The sequence below is a fragment of the Pseudoalteromonas sp. SWYJZ19 genome, from assembly GCF_015864375.1.
GTDB classification, from domain to species: Bacteria; Pseudomonadota; Gammaproteobacteria; order Enterobacterales; family Alteromonadaceae; genus Pseudoalteromonas; species Pseudoalteromonas arctica.
This window is the reverse complement of sequence record NZ_JADYXI010000020.1, coordinates 44,359-63,633: the sequence shown is the minus strand read 5'-3', so window position 1 is coordinate 63,633 and position 19,275 is coordinate 44,359. Positions and strand designations below refer to the sequence as shown.

19 protein-coding genes are annotated in these 19,275 nt (G+C 39.0%); 17 read left to right on the top strand and 2 right to left on the bottom strand.

Translation table 11 applies throughout. The annotated features are described in order from the left end of the window. The 16 genes from I6F45_RS17220 (at position 1) to I6F45_RS17145 (ending at position 15,499) form a co-directional block, all read left to right on the top strand. Positions 1 to 567, top strand: a complete 567-nt coding sequence (locus tag I6F45_RS17220; RefSeq protein ID WP_197161327.1) for a hypothetical protein — start codon at positions 1 to 3, stop codon at positions 565 to 567. Next, a complete protein-coding gene (locus I6F45_RS17215; protein ID WP_169061406.1) occupies positions 560 to 1,924 on the top strand; it encodes an AMP-binding protein in 1,365 nt (454 codons plus the stop codon). Before I6F45_RS17220 ends, I6F45_RS17215 begins: the two co-directional genes overlap by 8 nt. Continuing rightward, the gene (locus tag I6F45_RS17210) at positions 1,908 to 2,273 is read left to right on the top strand and encodes an ApeI family dehydratase (RefSeq protein WP_083707572.1); all 366 of its coding nucleotides are present in this window, start codon (positions 1,908 to 1,910) and stop codon (positions 2,271 to 2,273) included. The genes I6F45_RS17215 and I6F45_RS17210 overlap by 17 nt, the downstream gene beginning before the upstream one ends. Continuing rightward, positions 2,266 to 3,015, top strand: coding sequence for a glycosyltransferase family 2 protein (locus tag I6F45_RS17205; RefSeq protein ID WP_197161324.1), 750 nt, complete (start codon positions 2,266 to 2,268; stop codon positions 3,013 to 3,015). Before I6F45_RS17210 ends, I6F45_RS17205 begins: the two co-directional genes overlap by 8 nt. Next, the gene (locus tag I6F45_RS17200) at positions 3,005 to 3,973 is read left to right on the top strand and encodes an LpxL/LpxP family acyltransferase (RefSeq protein ID WP_197161320.1); all 969 of its coding nucleotides are present in this window, start codon (positions 3,005 to 3,007) and stop codon (positions 3,971 to 3,973) included. Before I6F45_RS17205 ends, I6F45_RS17200 begins: the two co-directional genes overlap by 11 nt. Continuing rightward, entirely contained in the window at positions 3,966 to 5,510 is a 1,545-nt protein-coding gene (locus I6F45_RS17195) for an HAL/PAL/TAL family ammonia-lyase (protein WP_024593020.1), read from the top strand. The genes I6F45_RS17200 and I6F45_RS17195 overlap by 8 nt, the downstream gene beginning before the upstream one ends. Beyond that, on the top strand, positions 5,503 to 5,931 hold the full coding sequence (locus I6F45_RS17190) for an acyl-CoA thioesterase (protein WP_007580812.1): 429 nt from the start codon (positions 5,503 to 5,505) through the stop codon (positions 5,929 to 5,931). The genes I6F45_RS17195 and I6F45_RS17190 overlap by 8 nt, the downstream gene beginning before the upstream one ends. Positions 5,932 to 5,954: 23 nt before the next feature. Beyond that, entirely contained in the window at positions 5,955 to 6,464 is a 510-nt protein-coding gene (locus I6F45_RS17185; protein WP_101216993.1) for an outer membrane lipoprotein carrier protein LolA, read from the top strand. A 46-nt stretch (positions 6,465 to 6,510) separates the two neighbouring features. Then, positions 6,511 to 8,751 carry an MMPL family transporter gene (locus I6F45_RS17180; protein WP_197161318.1) on the top strand — a complete coding sequence of 747 codons (2,241 nt, stop codon included), beginning with the start codon at positions 6,511 to 6,513 and terminating at the stop codon, positions 8,749 to 8,751. A gap of 1 nt (position 8,752) precedes the next feature. Continuing rightward, positions 8,753 to 9,991 (top strand): NAD(P)/FAD-dependent oxidoreductase, encoded by a 1,239-nt coding sequence (locus tag I6F45_RS17175; RefSeq protein WP_197161315.1) that lies wholly within the window; start codon positions 8,753 to 8,755, stop codon positions 9,989 to 9,991. Beyond that, entirely contained in the window at positions 9,979 to 10,539 is a 561-nt protein-coding gene (locus tag I6F45_RS17170; protein ID WP_197161312.1) for a DUF3261 domain-containing protein, read from the top strand. Before I6F45_RS17175 ends, I6F45_RS17170 begins: the two co-directional genes overlap by 13 nt. After that, the gene (locus I6F45_RS17165) at positions 10,536 to 11,705 is read left to right on the top strand and encodes a beta-ketoacyl-ACP synthase (RefSeq protein ID WP_197161309.1); all 1,170 of its coding nucleotides are present in this window, start codon (positions 10,536 to 10,538) and stop codon (positions 11,703 to 11,705) included. Before I6F45_RS17170 ends, I6F45_RS17165 begins: the two co-directional genes overlap by 4 nt. Continuing rightward, entirely contained in the window at positions 11,698 to 12,153 is a 456-nt protein-coding gene (locus I6F45_RS17160) for an ApeP family dehydratase (RefSeq protein ID WP_197161306.1), read from the top strand. The genes I6F45_RS17165 and I6F45_RS17160 overlap by 8 nt, the downstream gene beginning before the upstream one ends. Continuing rightward, positions 12,150 to 12,875, top strand: a complete 726-nt coding sequence (gene fabG, locus I6F45_RS17155; RefSeq protein WP_007580797.1) for a 3-oxoacyl-ACP reductase FabG — start codon at positions 12,150 to 12,152, stop codon at positions 12,873 to 12,875. The genes I6F45_RS17160 and fabG overlap by 4 nt, the downstream gene beginning before the upstream one ends. Then, positions 12,875 to 14,104: a beta-ketoacyl-ACP synthase gene (locus tag I6F45_RS17150; protein ID WP_197161356.1), complete on the top strand. Its 1,230-nt coding sequence runs from the start codon at positions 12,875 to 12,877 to the stop codon at positions 14,102 to 14,104. Before fabG ends, I6F45_RS17150 begins: the two co-directional genes overlap by 1 nt. Before the next feature lie 90 nt (positions 14,105 to 14,194). After that, positions 14,195 to 15,499, top strand: coding sequence for a DEAD/DEAH box helicase (locus I6F45_RS17145; protein WP_002958629.1), 1,305 nt, complete (start codon positions 14,195 to 14,197; stop codon positions 15,497 to 15,499). Between the two features lie 31 nt (positions 15,500 to 15,530). Here the strand turns inward: I6F45_RS17145 and I6F45_RS17140 are convergent, their stop codons facing one another. Together I6F45_RS17140 and I6F45_RS17135 are read right to left on the bottom strand one after the other, a co-directional pair. Next, positions 15,531 to 17,030, bottom strand: coding sequence for an amidase family protein (locus I6F45_RS17140; RefSeq protein ID WP_197161304.1), 1,500 nt, complete (start codon positions 17,028 to 17,030; stop codon positions 15,531 to 15,533). Positions 17,031 to 17,125: 95 nt separating this feature from the next. Then, positions 17,126 to 18,733, bottom strand: a complete 1,608-nt coding sequence (locus I6F45_RS17135; protein ID WP_197161302.1) for an NAD(P)/FAD-dependent oxidoreductase — start codon at positions 18,731 to 18,733, stop codon at positions 17,126 to 17,128. A 194-nt stretch (positions 18,734 to 18,927) separates the two neighbouring features. Between I6F45_RS17135 and fdxA the strand changes: the two genes are divergently transcribed. After that, positions 18,928 to 19,251 carry a ferredoxin FdxA gene (gene fdxA, locus I6F45_RS17130; protein WP_002958626.1) on the top strand — a complete coding sequence of 108 codons (324 nt, stop codon included), beginning with the start codon at positions 18,928 to 18,930 and terminating at the stop codon, positions 19,249 to 19,251. The last annotated feature ends 24 nt before the right edge of the window (positions 19,252 to 19,275 follow it).

The following is a 19,275-nucleotide window of genomic DNA, read 5'->3' as shown; positions in this document are numbered from 1 at the left end:
ATGTTAAAAGCAGTTTTAACAACGTTAATTATGATTTGCTTGGCTTGCTACCCTATTATTGTGTACGTAGGCCTTACGCGTTTTAATAGTCAGATTATTACAGTATTACTGCTATTTTTACTCGGGCTTAGACTTTGGTTAAGCAAAGCCCTGTTTGATAAAATGCCGTGGTTAAAGCCCGCTACATTTTTAGCAGCCATTACTATTTTGATTTCCAAGGTAATGGATAGCGACTTAGGGCTGCGTTTGTATCCCGTAATCATTAATTTAGTTATGTTAGTTGTGTTTGCGTATTCTTTGTATAAAGGGCCTTCTATTATTGAAACCTTTGCGCGCATTACTGAGCCCTCACTTGATGAAAACGGTGTGATTTATACAAAAAAAGTAACGCTAGTGTGGTGTGTGTTTTTTGTATTCAACGGTGGTATTGCCCTGTACACCAGTATTTTTAGTAGCCTAGAAACCTGGGCTTTTTATAATGGTTTTATTGCTTACTTAGCTATGGGCACATTGTTTGCTATAGAGTGGCTAGTCAGACAAAAAGTAAAAAGGAACGCCAGTGTTTAATGCTTTTCAAAGTAATGCGATAAGAACATGTTTTAATCATACTGATAATGATATTTCGGAACGTCAGTTTGTTAGTGATATAAACGAAGTTTTAGCAAAGCTATCAACGTTAAATGCTAAATCATCGGTTGTTTTATACACCACAGACACCTACAAATTTGCCGTGTACTTATTTGCTTTGGCACTACACGGAAATACAGTGATTTTGCCGCCTAATGGGCAACCTGCAACGTTAAACTCCTTGCTTAAACAAACACCTTTTTTTATTGGTGAGTCTGAATTAGTAGCCGATTTAGAGGCTGATTTTTTAGATATAGGAACCTTAGTCAATCAACCTCACTTTGTATCTATTGAAACAATTAAATGGCCTCAAGAAGGCACAATTGTTTTTTACACGTCGGGCTCGTCGGGTAAAGCAAAGCCAATTGTAAAAACGTGGCAGGTAATAAATAAAGAATTAAGTACATTAATTAATAGCTACGCACTGATTGATAATCCTATTTTTATAGCGAGTGTTTCGCATCAGCATATATACGGCTTATTGTTTAGATTATTGTGGCCATTACGTGCAGGGAAGGTTGTAAATACAGAGCTATTGCATTACCCAGAACATATAGCTACAAAGCTCAAGTTATTTAAAAAAGTAGTGTTTGTTTCAAGCCCAGCGCAGTTAAAACGGTTATGTATTGATAATGTTTTAGTGGATGATAAGTCTCATTTACAATGGATTTTTTCATCAGGTGGACCGCTATTAAACGAAGATGCTGTATCGTTGTTTACGCAATTAAATAAACCAGTTACACAAGTTTTTGGTAGTACCGAAACCGGTGGTATTGCATATCGACAAGTTACTTCACTTGAAAAGGTTAGCCTTTGGCAGCCATTTTCGGGTATTAAAGTACGGGCTTTGGACGATCAGCGTTTAATTTTAAACTCACCGCTCGTTCGCGACAAAAATTACCCTTTAGATGATAGAGGCGAAGTACTTAAAAATGGTCAATTTAGATTATTAGGCCGATTCGATCGAATTATAAAATTAGAAGAAAAGCGATTAAGTTTAGATGAGCTAGAACAACATTTGTGTACTAGTGAGTGGGTAAGTGAAGCTAAAGTAATCGCCTTGCCTGGTGAGCGATTAATTGTAGGCGCTATTGTTGTGCTTACGCATAAAGGGCAGATGTTTTTTAATGGTGACGGTAAGTTAGCTACAAATAATTTATTAAAAGCGCATGCATTAGCGCGCTTTGAGCGAATTTGTATCCCTAAAAAGTGGCGTTTTGTAGATCAATTACCATACAACTCACAGGCAAAGTTAAATTTAAAAGCATTGGAGAGTCTTTTTGCAAAAGTTGACTAAAACACAGCCTGATTTACTGTCTTGTGAAAATGCAGAGCAAAAGTATAAATTAAGCTTACTAGTTCCTCATGATTTAGATTATTTCAAAGGACATTTTACGGATGGCCCAATACTCGCAGGTGTTGTGCAATTAGACTGGGCTGTGGCTGCAATTTGTAAATATTATAGTGTTCAGCAACCTGTTAAAAATGTTGAAGTATTAAAATTTCAGGTAGTGATTACCCCAGGTATAACAATCGAATTATTACTTGAGCAAAAAGCAGAGAATAAATATACCTTTTCGTATAATTCAAACAAAGGACAGCATGCATCTGGCCGTGTTGTTTTTGATAGCCTGATAAATGAATAACTTTTGTATTGTTATCCCAAATTATAATCACGTTACGGTTATTAATGATGTACTGAGCCAATTATCGTCATTTAATCTTCCTATTATTATGGTTGATGACGCAAGCAACGCCGAAGCTAAAAATGTGTTCAGTAAGCTCGATGCAAAACACGCGCAGTTGAGTGTAGTTGCCCACGACGATAATCAAGGCAAAGGCGGCGCGGTACAAACAGGCTTAAAGCAGGCACATAAGCTAGGTTTTTCGCATGCGATACAGATTGATGCAGATGGGCAGCATGACTTATCTGATATTAAAAAACTAATAGCGCTTTCAAACGCTCAGCCTAAAGCGCTTATAAGCTGTTGCCCAATATATGACGATTCAGTGCCTAAACACCGTTATTTAGCACGTTATTTAACGCATGTTTGGGTATGGATTGAAACGTTAAGTTTTACAATTGTAGATTCAATGTGTGGCTTTAGAGTGTATCCGCTTGAGCAAAGTACAAAGCTAATTGATGAGGTATCGCTTGGAAAACGCATGGATTTTGACCCCGAAATTTTAGTGCGTTTATATTGGCGCAATGTGCCTTTTGTATTTTTACCTAGCCAAGTAATTTACCCCGAAAATGGGCTTTCTCATTTTCAGCCATTACACGATAACGTGCGTATTTCGTGGTTACACACCCGCTTGTTTTTTGGAATGTTGATTCGCTCTCCTGTGTTAATTTGGCATAAATTAAAGAGGCGTTATGGCGGCTAAACACTGGTCTAAAATGCAAGAGCGCGGTAATTTCTTAGGTATTCAAATACTGTTATTTGCTCATAAATTACTGGGTAGAAAAGGGCTGTGGATTGTTTTGTTTCCTGTGGTTTTTTATCTTTTTTTAACAGGAAAAGTAGCGCGTGTAGCATCTAAAGCGTTTTTAGCGCAGGTTAATGTTTACCAAGGCAGTAAACAACCTGTTACGTTTAAAATGCAATTAACGCACTTTTGCAGTTTTGCAGATAGCGCATTAGATAAAATTGATGCTTGGCTTGGGCGAATAACCCAACGTGATATTAAATACACTAATGAGCATTTATTTGCTGAGTTAGATGAGCAAAATCAAGGGGCTATTTTTATAGGTTCCCACTTGGGTAATTTAGAGGTGTGCAGGGCACTTAGCCAGCACCGCAGCAGTAAAAAAATAAATGTACTGGTGTTTACCCATCACGCTGTTGAATTTAATAAAATGCTTAAAAAGATTAACCCAGATGTGTCGGTTAATTTAATACAAGTGACTGATATGGGGCCTGACTTAGCTATTTTACTAAAAGAAAAAGTAGAGCAGGGAGAAATAATCGTTATTGTTGGTGACAGAACAAGCACAACAACGGCTTCTCGGTCGGTACAGGTACCGTTTTTAGGCAAAAATGCCCCATTTTCACAGGGGCCTTTTATATTAGCCGCGCTGCTTGATTGCCCTGTTTACTTTTTGTTTTGTTTAAAAGATAAAAAAAGCAAAAAGTATCAAGTGATATTTGAACATTACAGCCAGTCATTAAAAATGCCTCGACGAGAGCGACAGCAGGCGCTAACACTTATTATTACTGACTATGCACAGCGTTTGAGTTATTACGCAGCTTTATATCCTTATCAGTGGTTTAATTTTTACGATTTTTGGAAAAGTGATCAGCAGGTAGTGCGCGATCAATCAATGGAGAACAAGTGTGACTGAACAAAATATACAGCTTTTTGGCAATCAGCGATTATCAATTGAAGATATTGTTCGAGTTGCCTTTAATGAAACACAAGTGCAATTAAATAGCTGTGAAACTTTTAGCGTTAAAATTAATAGCGCTTTGCGTTTTTTAGACACACTTTTAAAAGAAGATGGCGTGATTTACGGCGTTACTACTGGTTACGGTGATTCTGTAACGGTGGCTGTACCCCTTGATTTAGTTGATGAATTACCTCTGCATTTAACTCGCTTTCACGGCTGTGGACTCGGGGATGTATTTAATAAAGTGCAAGGGCGTGCAATTTTAGCGACCCGCTTAACATCACTTTCACAGGGCTACTCTGGTATTAGCTGGGAAATGCTGCACCTACTTAAAGATTACTTAAATAACGATATAGTGCCTGTGATCCCGCAAGAAGGGTCCGTAGGTGCCAGTGGCGATTTAACACCGTTATCTTACGTTGCAGGTGCGATGGTAGGCGAGCGTGATGTGTTTTACAAAGACCAAGTACGTAACAGTGCAGAAGTTATGAAAGAAGTTGGCTTAGAACCACTAACACTAAGGCCAAAAGAAGGTCTTGCCGTTATGAATGGCACAGCGGTAATGACTGCATTAGCGTGTTTAGCGTTTGATAGGGCTAATTACTTAGCTAAACTGGCGAGCCGTATTACTGCATTATCAAGCTTAGCGCTTAAAGGAAATAGCCATCATTTTGATGAGATATTATTTTCAGTTAAGCCACATCCTGGGCAGCAGCAAATTGCACGTTGGATAAGAGACGATTTAAACCATCACGATCACCCTCGTAATGCAGACAGACTTCAAGATAGGTATTCAATCCGTTGTGCACCCCATGTTATTGGTGTTCTGCAAGACAGTCTGCCGTTTTTTAGGCACATGATAGAAAACGAGCTTAATTCAGCAAACGATAACCCAATAATTGACGGCCAAGGTGAGCATGTATTACACGGCGGGCATTTTTACGGAGGCCACATTGCAATGGCAATGGATAGCATGAAAACAGCCGTTGCAAACCTTGCTGATTTAGCAGACAGACAAATCGCTTCTTTGGTTGATACTAAGTACAACAATGGGCTACCTTCAAACTTGTCTGATAGTGCACCAGAGCGCCGTTATATTAATCATGGTTTTAAAGCGGTTCAAATTGGCTGTAGTGCTTACACTGCTGAAGCATTAAAGCTAACCATGCCGGCCAGCGTTTTTTCTCGCTCTACAGAGTGTCATAATCAAGATAAAGTGAGTATGGGGACTATTGCGTCTCGCGATTGTTTACGTATTTTACAGCTAACAGAACAAGTGTTAGCAAGTACGTTATTAGCAAGTATTCAAGGTGTTAGATTGCGTATAAAACAAGGCGATCTTGAGTTTTCGACTTTAACGCAAGATATGCAAAACATGTATACCGATATAACTGATTACTTTGAAAACCTCACTGAGGATAGACCAATGGAAGCCGTGCTAAGGCAAACAATAGGGTATATTCAAACTAAACGTTGGGCGTTGTATGAATAGTAAAGGTGCATTATTAACGCATGTTGTAGAAATTGAAATTCCATTTCATGACTGCGATCCAATGAATGTTGTATGGCATGGTAACTACCCACGTTACTTAGAAGTAGCGCGCTGCGAGTTACTGCGTTTATTTGATTATGATTACCCACAAATGCATGAATCGGGCTACGCGTGGCCTATTGTTGATATGCAAATAAAGTATGTCGCCTCAGCAGTATTTACTCAAAAAATTAAAGTAGCGGCTTATTTAAAAGAATACGAGAATAGACTACGGATTGATTACGTAATCACTGACTCGCTAACTAATAAGCGCCTTACTAAAGCCTCAACCACGCAAGTTGCGGTTGAGGTTAGCTCCAAAGAAATGCAATTTGAATCACCCGCTATTTTATTTAATAAGTTAAAAGCGGTTTTGAATTAAATTTTTATTTTATAGGCGATTAAATGAATTTTTTAAAATGTTTTACATTGAGCATAGCCATTAGCTTTTTGCTGTTTTGCTCTGTAGTAAATGCAGCAGCTATTAAAGGTGAGTTTAAGCAATATAAGCAATTTAATGGATTTGCTAAGCCTTTTATTTCGTCGGGTGTTTTTTCGTTAATTGATGAAAAGCTAATTTGGCAAGTGAAAATGCCTGTTGAGAGTATGCTCATAATAGAAAACGGCAAAGTGCTTGCACAAAATGCCAATGGTGAGTTAATACCACAACCCGGTAGCGAGCAATTTGTAGGATTACTGAGTGACTTACTTAGCGTAAATATGAGTGCTCTGGAAACACGTTTTGACATTGCTAAAATGCAAGACAGTTGCACACAGTTAATACCAAAAGAAGCGATGCTACAGCAATTATTTAGTGATTTTATTTTATGTGAAACTGCTAAGCAAGTGAGCAGTATTACACTAAATGAGCACTCAGGAAATAACACAAAAATTGAGTTTACTTATTCCAAATAAAATTATGTTTTTAAATAATGCAGTGGTTAATTAAGGGAATAGTGCAGTGACAAAACGAATTACCGTTATTGTAGGGTGGTTTAGCAGTTTAATTTTACTTTTTGCTGCAGCTTTTTGGCTGTCTAAACCAACGTTTAGCGCCGATATGTTTAGCTTATTGCCAAAGTCGCACTCCCAAATTGCACATGCGGAAGATGTTTTTTTTCAGCAAAATGCTAACCGTATTATGTTCTCGTTTGCAGGAAATAATAAAAATAAAGCATTTGATGATTTCCAAAAATGGCTCGACGATAATGCAATTAAAAGCACATTTAACTTTCCGTCCGTTAACGATTTAGCGCAAACATTCTCACCTTTCAAACATGCGTTATTAAGTGATACTTACAAGCAAACATTAAGCAAAAAAACAACGTTTGAACATTATTACCTTGAGCAATTAAATCAGTTAGGCAACCCATTTGTAAGTGCTACCTTAAGCAAAGATACAAGTTTGAGCCTAGCGGCATTTATAGAAGATAACTTAAAACAAAGCCAATTGTTTACGCTTGAACAAGGTCGTTTAACTCGACGTTTAAAAGGCGTTGAATACCGTGTCATTTTGGCAAACTTAGCGCCCGAAAATTTAGGGGTTAATAAATCAATTGATTTAGCTGGCGCGATAATTAAACAGATCAATATACTTAATAAAACCTACCCTGATTTAAGCATTACTTACTCTGGTGTGCTATTTCATACGGCTGAAAATGCTAAACAAGCTAAATACGAGATGAGCCTGTTTGGTGGCATTAGCTTATTAGCCCTTATTGCTATGGTATTTTGGGTGTTTAGGCGTTTAAACAGTATTTTATTAGCAAGCTTTACCGTACTGAGTGCACTTATTGGCGGCGCTATCGCTATGGTGTTGCTGTTTAATACTATTCATTTATTAACGCTTGTTTTTGCAGTTACCTTGATTGGTATTGCCATTGATTATGCATTTCATGGTATGACTGATTTAGCCAAAAAAGAGCATGAAAAAGGCTACAGCAAAGGGACACAATCTGCGCTTTTATTGTCTCTTATTACGACTACGTTGGGTTATTGCTGCTTACTAGGTGCGCCACTAACGTTATTATCTCAAGTTGGTGTGTTTGTTATTGCGGGTTTAGTGAGTGCTTGGCTATTTACAGTTTTAGTTTTGCCATTGTGGCAATCTACACTCACGTTATCGCCTTCGAGTTTATTGATGAGTCAAAAGCTCATTAAGGTTTTTTTATACTGCAATAGTTTAAAAAAACCAATACTCATTACGTTATTAGTCCTTATAAGTGCGTTATTTTTAATAAAACCTATTAGCTTTAATGATGATGTAAAGCTATTAAATGCAAGCTCCGAACATTTAATGCTAAACGAAAAAAAGCATTTGTTATTACTTGGGCAATGGGACACCCAAGTTGTTTTTATGTTTGCAGATAGCGACGAAGCGCTATTACAAAAGCAAGAACAGTTTTTAAAACGCTTAACCCAACTAAACCCTAATTTTAAACATAATAGCATTAGCCATTGGTTGCCTAGTTTACAAAAGCAGAGCGATAACCAAGCCTTGTTTGAACAGGCTAAAAACAAAGGGACTTTGGATATTGCAGAGCGCGTTACAGGGCAAGCGTTAGTAAGTACAAAGGCACCGTTACTCACTTATGAAACACTCGCCACGAGTACATTTAAACCATTACTGCTTTCTCAAATGGTTGTTGAGTCAGAACAATCGATAACGTGGGTGTCTATTTCGGGTATTTCATCTGATCAACTAATTAATGAGGTTGAAAAAAACAATGGAATTTACCTTTATAATAAACCTAAACAAATTAGTGCTTTATTAAGTGATTACCGTGAATATTTACTATTAAGCCTAGTGCTTGCGGGTTTTATTAGTTGGCTGCTTTTTAGTTGGCGATTTACGATTAAGATAGCGCTGCTGCAGGTGACCATTTTATCTGTTGTGGTGTTGAGCATGCTTTGGGTATGTAATGCGATTCAAGGTAGCTTGTCGTTATTTAATTTACTCGGTGCGTTACTTGTTATTGCCTTAGCAATTGATTACCTCGTTTTTTATCAAATAAATAAGTTAGAGCCCAAAAATGTGTTAGCGATTAGCTTATCGGCTGCGTCATCAATGTGGGTATTTGGCATGTTGAGTGCATCTGATACACCCGCTATTTTTAGCTTTGGGTTGAGTGTAATGGTAGGGATTTTAGCTATTTACTTTTTATCACCGCTGAGTGTTTTAAAGCCTCAAAAGGAACAATAATTTGAATAACCTTGAGCAGTACGATGTTGTTGTTATTGGCGCTGGGCCTTCGGGTGCATTGGCTAGTAGTCTTTTAGTTCAAAAGGGATGGCGGGTACTGGTACTTGAACAGCAGGTGTTTCCACGTTTTTCAATTGGTGAAAGCTTACTGCCGCAATGTATGGCGTACTTAGAAGACGCGGGTTTAATCGATACACTACATGACAATGCAGCGGCTTTAGGTTTTCAGTTTAAAGATGGCGCTGCTTTTCATCGGGCAGGGCAAAATACAACTATAAATTTCACTGAAAAATTTACTAAAGGCCCAGGCACTACGTATCAAGTGAAAAGAGCCGACTTTGACAAATTATTAGCAGACAAAGCACAAGGACAAGGCGTAGAAATCAGATATAAGCACACGGTGGTTGACTACTGTGATGAGCCAAATGGTGCATCATTAGTGGTACACAATGAACAGCAGCAAGCTTATCGCGTTAATGCCCGATTTGTATTGGACGCAAGTGGCTTTGGGCGTGTATTACCAAAATTGTTAGATTTAGAGCTTCCTTCTAACTTTCCTGTTCGAAGCGCTTATTTTAGTCACTTTAAAGACAATATTAGTGATACAAGCTTCGATCGAAATAAAATTTTGATTACCGTACACCCTCAATATTCAGACGTGTGGTATTGGCTTATTCCCTTTAGTGATGGTACTGCGAGTATTGGGGTTGTGGCCCAGTCAGAGCGTTTTAATGATGATGAATCTAGCGATTTACTAAATCAATTTATAGAGCAAGACCCTTATTTAAAAACACTATTAGCACAGCGTGAGTTATTAACTCCAGCAAAAAATATAAAAGGCTACTCGGCAAATGTGAGTAAGTTATATGGTAAGCACTTTGCTTTATTGGGTAATGCGGGGGAATTTTTAGACCCGGTATTTTCATCAGGTGTAACAATTGCACTCAAATCTGCAAATTTAATTGCCCCACTTGTTGATCGCTATTTAAAAAACGAAGTCGTCGATTTTGACGCTCACTACGCACAGCCATTACAAGCTGGGGTCGATTGTTTTAGAACATTTGTAACAGGGTGGTACGATACGCGTTTTCAGGATGTGATATTTTACTCTGAACAAAATACTCAGGTGCGAGAAATGATTAGTGCTATTTTAGCGGGTTACGCATGGGATACAAATAACCCATTTGTTGCACAAAGTGAACGCCGTTTAAATGTGTTGGCTCAGTTATGTCAAAATTAATTAAGTATGCGGTGTGTAGTGTATTTATATTTGCTGTATTGAGCGCATGTACGAGTTTTACAGCATCTAAAAATAGAGTGTATCTATCACCTAATATTCAATTAAATATTAATAGCGTGCCAGCACAAATGTTTGATAAGTCTTGGCAGCATGTTTTGTATATTACGAATCAGCAAAAAACACACACTGTATTTGCCCAATTAGCTATAAATGACAAAGGTGCAATTAAGTTATTGTTAATGACAGTGCAAGGCTTTCCGATTATGGAGCTTGAAAAACCTTTAAATGGCCCAGTAAAAACACGAAATATGCTGGCGGTAGAAGGGATAGACCCTCATTATATTTTGGCGGATATTGCATTAGTACATTGGCCAGTAGCATTTTTACAAAAGCAGTTAGAGGGTGCTTTAATAGATCAGGTTGGCTCTAATCGGCAGGTATTTAACGATGAGGGTACATTTATCACCATTGACTATAGTGATGAGTCGACAACGTTGAACAATATTTTACATCAGTATCAAATAACATTTAAAAAGGTAGAACAGTGACATATTGGCTGAATGATTTAGGCATTGTGAGTGCGATGGGCATAGGCCAAGATGCAACCACAACAAGCTTAAATAAATATAACCCTGCAACTCCTTTATTAACTTTAAATAAAAGTTTAAGTGCTGAGCAAACTCCGCTGTATGTCGGGCAAGTTCAGTCTATTGCTTTATCAAATAATAAACGTATCAATACATTTATTGATCTAGCTTTAGAGCAGATTAAGCCAACCTTAGATAAACTTTCGCATATTAATAAGTCGCGTATCGCAATTGTAATGGGTACTAGTACATCAGGTATTCATGATGGCGAAAGAGCGCGTAAAAGCTATGAAAGTACAAAACTCTGGCCTGATGACTTTAGTTACAGTGATCAAGAGTTAGCAACACCCGCTCATTATATTGCACATAAAATAGGGGCTCTAGGGCCTTGTTACAGTATTTCTACTGCGTGCACGTCGAGTAGCAAAGCGTTAATTAGCGCCCGAGCTTTGCTAAATGCTGATTTAGCCGATGTGGTAATTTGTGGTGGTGCGGATAGTTTGTGCCAATTAACAATTAATGGCTTTGACTCGCTCGCTTCTTTAAGCTCGGGTTTATGCCAGCCTTTTTCTAGCACCAGAGACGGCATTAATATTGGTGAAGGGGCCGCTTTATTTGTAATGACTAAAAATAAGCCAATAACAAATAACGGCGTTATGTTACTAGGCAGTGGCGAAAGCTCAGATGCGCATCATATGTCAGCCCCCGATCCTAATGGGATGGGCGCCCAAGCCTCAATGGAAAAAGCACTAAAAAGCGCAAAGTTATCCTGTGGTGATATTGATTATATTAACGCTCACGGTACGGCTACTGTAAAAAATGACGAAATGGAAGCACTTGCAATTAATCGCGTGTTTGGCAACAATACCCCGCTTAGCTCAAGTAAGCATTTAACAGGGCATACTCTTGGTGCTGCAGGTGCCATTGAAGCCGGTATATGTTGGTTATTATTAAAAGACAGCGGCCAACATATGCTGCCGTATAATGCGATTAAAGAAGGCAGTGATTTGGCTGATATAAAAATAATAAAACAAGCGTTTAAGCCCGCTCTTAAATACTGCTTATCTAATTCATTTGCGTTTGGCGGTAATAATGCCAGCTTAATATTGGGAGTTAACGTTGACTAATTACCCTATAGAGCAAGTAGTCCCGCATGATGCGCCTATGATTTTAATAGATAGCCTTTTAACACACAGCGAAGATGAAGCTCAATGCGGCGTTACTATCACTGAGCAAAGCCCTTTTTTTAGTCCTGTAATTAACGGCGTACCTAGCTATATTGGTGTTGAGTACATGGCGCAGTCTATTGCCGCTTACGCTGGTGCGTTAGCGAATGATGAAAATAAACCTGTAAAAATTGGTTTTTTAATTGGCACGCGAAAATATCAAACTTATCAACCGTGTTTTAAAAACGGCAGTAAGCTGACTATTGAAGTGAAAAAGCTATATCAAGAAGAGTCAGGTTTAAGTGTATTTGAATGCCAAATACTCGCGTGTGAAACTCTACTTTGCCAAGCAAAAATCAATGTATTTCAGCCTGAAAACCCGTTGGAATTTATAAGAGAAAATCAATGACAAAAAGAATTTTAGTTACGGGTTCAAGCCGTGGTATTGGTAAAGCTATTGCGTTAAAACTTGCTGAGCAAGGGTTTGATATTGCAGTACATTGCAGAGCGGGTGTTGAGCAAGCTCAAGCAACATGCGATGAAATTAATGCATTAGGTAGAGCCACCAGTTTATTACAATTTGATGTATGTGACAGAGAGCAGGCCAAAGCACAAATAATAGAAGATATAGCTCAGCATGGCGCTTATTATGGCGTGGTGTGTAATGCAGGTATTACTAACGATATGGCATTTCCTGCTATGCAAGGGGAAGACTGGGATTGTGTAATACGTACAGGCCTAGATGGGTTTTATAATGTAGTACACCCAACTGTAATGCCTATGGTACAAAGCCGTAAAGGTGGGCGAATAATTACAATGTCATCGGTGTCAGGTATTGCAGGTAACCGAGGACAAGTAAATTATAGTGCAGCAAAAGCCGGTATTATTGGGGCCACTAAAGCACTTGCATTAGAATTGGCAAAACGCAAAATCACAGTTAATTGTGTGGCACCTGGTTTAATAGAAACCGCGATGACTGATGAATTACCTATTGATGAAATGATGAAAATGATACCCCTTAAACGCATGGGGAGCGTTAAAGAAGTTGCGGGAACAGTCGCTTTTTTAATGTCTGATGATGCAGCTTACATAACACGCCAAGTAATTTCGGTTAATGGTGGTATGGTTTGATTAAACGCGTTGTAGTAACAGGGATGTCAGTGGTCACTGCACTAGGCGATGATTGGTCTGAATTCAAACAAGCCTTAATTAAAGGCGAAAATGCTGTTGTTACTATGCCAGAGTGGGATATAGCTGACGACCTCAATACTCGTTTAGCCGCGCCAGTTAAACACTTTGAGCGACCAAGTCATTACAAACGAAAACAAATCCGTTCAATGGGGCGAGTGTCACTTATGTCAACTCGTGCTACTGAATGCGCACTTGAACAAGCCAAACTACTCGAGCACGAAAGTCTAACAGATGGCTCTACGGGTATAGCGTATGGCTCATCTACTGGCTCTACTGAGCCATTACTCGCCTTTGCAAATATGATGGAAACGGGGTCGATGTCAGGTGTAACAGCCACGAGTTACATTAAAATGATGGCGCATACTGCCCCTGTAAATGTTGGTGTGTTTTTTGGTTTAAAAGGGCGTGTTATAACAACAAGCTCTGCTTGTACATCGGGATCTCAAGGAATAGGCTTCGCCTATGAAGCGATTAAGTTTGGCCGACAAAAAATAATGGTGGCTGGTGGAGCAGAGGAATTATGCATCACAGAGGCTGCAGTATTTGATACGCTTTATGCAACATCCACAAAAAATAAAACACCAAAACAAACTCCAAGACCTTTTGACAAAAATCGTGATGGCTTAGTGATAGGCGAAGGCGCTGGAACACTTATTCTAGAAGAATACGAACATGCCAAAGCTCGCGGAGCAACAATACTAGCTGAAGTTGTTGGCTTTGGCTGTAATTCTGATGGACAACACGTTACTCAACCAACATCAAAAACGATGCAGTTAGCCATTGAGATGGCACTTCAAGATGCCAATTTAAAGCCTGAAAAAATTGGATACGTTAATGCTCATGGCACATCAACAGATAAAGGTGATATTGCTGAGTCTCACGCTACGTTTAACGCATTAGGTCGCAAACCTATTAGCTCGTTAAAAAGTTATTTGGGGCATACATTAGGTGCTTGTGGTGCAATAGAAGCATGGGCAAGCATTAATATGATGGCTGATAACTGGTTTGCACCAACAATTAATTTAGATAACGTTGATGACGAATGTGCTCAGCTTGATTACATAAGGCATCAAGGGCGTGAGATTAATACCGATTACGTGATGAGTAATAACTTTGCGTTTGGTGGTATTAACACCTCTTTAATATTTAAACGCTATAAAGTAGATTAAACACGTTAAAAGATAAGTTATGACTAACTGTTAGCTCGTTTTTACTGTATAATTTGCGACCCTTGATAATGTGGCCGTAGGTTATACAGCATGAATTTTAAATCTTTTAGTTTCGCTCCTGAAATCATCCAGGCGTTGGACGAACTTAACTATCACACCCTTACGCCCATTCAGCGCGCAGCAATTCCTGCTGTTCGTAAAGGTAAAGACGTTTTAGCCAGTGCACAAACTGGTACCGGCAAAACTGCCGCGTTTGCTTTACCTATCATCCAAAAATTGGTTGAGTCTGAACTCAGCACAACTAATGCACCTCATGCATTAGTACTTGCTCCAACGCGTGAACTTGCAGAACAAATTGCAAATAATTTTAGAGATTTTGCAAAGCATACATCACTTAAAGTCGTTAGCTTATTTGGTGGTGTTAGCACTGCCGGCCAAGCAAATGCTTTAAAAGAAGGTGTAGATATTGTTGTTGCAACGCCAGGTCGTTTATTTGATCATATTCGTTTAGGTAACTTAAGCCTTGCAAGTGTTAAGCACCTTGTTCTTGATGAAGCTGACCGTATGCTTGATATGGGCTTTATTGAAGATATGCAAAACGTTATTAAAAGCTGTGCAGAAGAGCGCCAGATTTTACTTTTCTCTGCTACATTCCCTGCAGCAATTAAACAATTTGCATCTAAAGTATTGAAACAAGCTGAAATAGTGCGTGTTGATCAAACTAACAGTACAGCAAGCACCGTTGAGCATGTTGTTTACCCAGTTGAAGAACGTCGTAAGCAAGAGCTACTTTCTGAATTGATTGGTAAGAAAAACTGGCAACAAGTGCTTGTCTTCGTAAACATGAAAGAAACAGCTGATGAGCTTGTTAAAGAGCTTAACCTTGATGGTATTCCGGCAGGCGTTTGCCACGGTGATAAATCTCAAGGTAACCGTCGTCGTGCTTTACGTGAATTTAAAGAAGGCAAGGTACGCGTATTAGTGGCTACAGAAGTCGCTGCTCGTGGTATTGATATTGATGGCTTACCTCGTGTAATTAATATTGATTTACCTTGGCTTGCAGAAGATTACGTTCACCGTATTGGCCGTACAGGTCGTGCTGGTCGCCAAGGTCAAGCAATCTCATTTGTTAGCCGTGAAGAAGAAAACACTTTGTTTGAAATTGAAACGCTAATCGGCCAAAAAATCAAACGTGTATATTTAGAAGGTTATGAAGTAAGTAACCGTGAAGTACTAATTGATAAAATTGGTAAAAAACCAGCGCATTTACGCCGTACACGTTCTAACAAGTTATCAGGACAAGCAACCGGTGAAGCGAGAGCAGTAAATCGCTCACGTATTTCAAGCGTTCGTAAAAGCTTAAAAGGCGAAAAACTGTCACTTAAAAAGTCATAGTTAACGCCGTTTAGTTTAAAAAAACCTGAGTTTACTCAGGTTTTTTTGTGCCTGGTGATAACACCTCATCAATAATATTTGCGTATAAATAAGCCGCTTGCTCGTCCTCTTTATTTGCTATTATGGACAAACCAACCGGTAAACCACTTACTTTTCCGACTGGTAGGGTTATGTGCGTTGTGCCAGCAATAGCAGATAACGAACTACTACTGCCATTAAAATTATCACCATTAACTAAGTCAGTTTTCCAGGCGGGGGATACTGTAGGCGCTATAACAATATCAAGCTTGTTGTTTTTATATACATTAACAATGGCTGTCGTTGCTAAAGTGCGATAGCGTTCTTTAGTCTCTTGGTATTTTTGTTTGTTAGTTAAATCAATAGCCTGTGATTGAACTAGGATATCTTGCTCAAAATGGGGCATTTCTGTTTTTTTATTTTTAATATTAAAATTAATAAGTGCTTTTAGGCTTTTAACAGCCACTTGTGTTGGAGTGCTTGCGAGGTAGTGATTAATTTCGGCTTTGAAGTCATAAAGTAAAATATAGTATTCATCAACAAATAGCGTATCTAAGTTATCAGTAATATCTACATTTATAACAGTGTGTCCAGCCTGTTGTAATGCTTGTAACTGCTTGGCATAAAGGCGCTGCGTTTCAACTGTAAATTTGTCGCTAGGTAGTGCACCAATAATAAGTGACGATTTTGATTTTATATTACCTGTTTTTAATTCAAACCCTGTAGTTGTCGCATCAAGGGAGTCTTCACCTTGCAAAACAGATAAAACCAGCAGCGAATCTTTAAGTGAATGCGCCATCGGCCCTACTGAATCTTGGCTACTTGAAAGAGGCACAACGCCTGAGCGTGATACTTGGCCCATACTCGGTTTTATTGCATAAACTCCATTTACTGAGGCAGGGCACGTAATTGAACCGTCTGTTTCAGTCCCTAATGCTATAGGCGCAAAGTTAAGTGCTACCGCAACAGCAGAACCTGCGCTAGAACCACATGGGTTACGTGTTACATCGTGCGCATTATGTGTTTGTCCGCCTACGGCACTCCAGCCTGAAGATGAATAGGATGAACGAAAATTTGCCCACTCACTTAAATTAGCTTTACCTAAAATTATAGCGCCCGCATTACGTAGTTGTTTAACAACAAAAGCATCATTATCAGTAACGTTATTTTTAAGTGCTAAAGAGCCAGCCGTTGTGGGAAGTGTGCCTTTAGTTTCTATATTATCTTTAAGAAGTACAGGTATTCCATGTAATGGCCCAGCCCAAGTTCCTTTGACGGCAAGTTCATCTAACGTTTTAGCTTGAGCAATAGCTGTAGGCTCTAAACTAATAACCGCATTATAGTGTGGATTAAGTTTATTAATTCGGTCTATATAATTTTGGGTGAGTTGCTGTGCATTAATAGAATTATTTTTATATGCACTGTGAATTTCATCGATGGTTTTTAGCTCTTGTGCTTTAGCGTTAAAAATTGCTAATACACTAAGCAACGAAAAGGTAAATGTTTTGATCATTGTTGAGGTGCTTGAGGTGTTATTATTTTCTATACATTTAGCACAAAAAAGCCTCACAAAGTGAGGCTTTTCGATAAACGGCTTAAAAAAGAGGTTTAAGCGTTTTCTAACATAGACAGTGCGACCGCTTCAGCCGCTTTAATACCATCAATACCCGCTGATAAAATACCGCCAGCGTAGCCTGCGCCTTCACCTGCAGGGTAAAGCCCTTTGGTGTTAATACTTTGGAATGTTTTATCACGCTTAATACTAATAGGCGACGAAGTACGTGTTTCAACACCGGTTAGTAAACCGTCGTTAGTTGAAAAGCCGCGAATTTGTTTATTAAACGCTGGTATCGCTTCGCGAAGGGCATCAATAGCAAATTGTGGTAGCACTTTACTCAAGTCAGTTAACTTAATACCGGGTGTGTAAGAGGGTTGTACTTCACCTAAGTTTTCTGATGATTTACCTTTCAAAAAGTCGCCAATTAACTGGGCTGGTGCATCGTAGTTGCTACCACCAAGCTCATACGCTTGCTCTTCAAGTTTACGTTGTAAGTCTATTCCAGCAAGTGGATTACCTGGGAAATCTTGCTCTGGAGAAATACCTACCACAATAGCGCTGTTAGCGTTGCGCTCACTTCGTGAATATTGGCTCATACCGTTGGTAACAACGCGGCCCTCTTCAGAGGTTGCAGCGACTACTGTGCCACCTGGGCACATACAAAAGCTGTAAACTGTGCGGCCATTGTCGCAATGATGAACAAGTTTATAATCGGCAGAGCCTAAAATTGGGTTTCCTGCATTTGTACCAAAACGACATTCATCGATCATTGATTGTTTATGTTCGATTCTAAAACCGACTGAGAATGGCTTTGCTTCAACATAAATCCCCTTTTTGTGGATCATATCAAACGTGTCGCGTGCGCTGTGACCAACGGCTAATACAACATGGCGAGTGTTTAGTTGCTCGCCATTTGAAAGCGTTAAACCTGTTACTTGCCCGTCGTCTAAATGAATATCGTCAACACGTGTGCTAAAGCGAATTTCGCCGCCTAGTTCTATTATACGAGCGCGCATTTTTTCAATCATGGTGACAAGTTTAAACGTACCAATGTGTGGCTTACTTACGTATAAAATTTCATCGGGTGCGCCTGCTTCTACAAATTCAGTAATGACTTTACGACCGTAATGTTTTGGATCCTTTACTTGGCTGTATAACTTACCGTCTGAGAATGTACCTGCGCCACCTTCACCAAATTGTACATTTGATTCGGTATTAAGTGTGCGTTTACGCCAAAAGCCAAACGTGTCTTTTGTACGTTCACGTACCTCTTTACCGCGCTCTAATATAATGGGATTAAAGCCCATTTGAGCAAGTAATAAGCCTGCAAATAAACCACAAGGGCCAAAACCAATCACAACAGGGCGCTCTGTTATATTTTCGCTGGCTTGGGCTACAAATTTATAGTTTGTGTCTGGCGCTACTTTTACATGTTGGTCTTTTTCAAATGCCGCGAGTAGCTCGGCTTCGTTATCAACTTCTATATCGAGTGTATAAATCAGTAAAATAGCTGATTTTTTACGTGCATCATAACCACGCTTAAACACATTAAAACTGTGCAATTGTTCTGGTTGGATTTTTAGTTTATTTACAATTTCTTGACCAATTGCATCTTCGTCATGATCAAGTGGCAGCTTTATTTCGGTTAAACGTATCATTTATATCTCTTTTAGGTGTCATAGCGGGGTATTATTACCGCTCACAATAAGGGGATGCAGGGCACAACGGGTGTGCAAACATAAGGCGCGTATTTTACGTTAAAATAGGGTGATATGGCACTTATTTATTGTATTTTTGGAGTGGATGGGTATGATCCACAACTGTTGTTTAAAATCTTAGGTATTAAAATAGTATGGCGTTTGTAGTCACCGAAAATTGTATAAAATGTAAGTACACCGATTGCGTATCAGTGTGCCCAGCAGATGCATTTTTTGAAGGCCCTAATTTTTTAGCAATTAGCCCGATTGATTGTATCGATTGTGGTTTATGTGTCCCTGAGTGTTCAGCTGATGCTATATACCAAGAAGATGAATTACCAGAATCTCAAAAAGAGTTTACTGAATTGAATGCTGAACTTGCACTGGTCTGGCCGCGCATTACAGAGGTTAAACCTGCACCAGAGGACGCTGATGTATGGAATGGCATAGACGATAAACTTAAACTACTCGAAACATAATACGTAACAATTAGTTACTCCTTT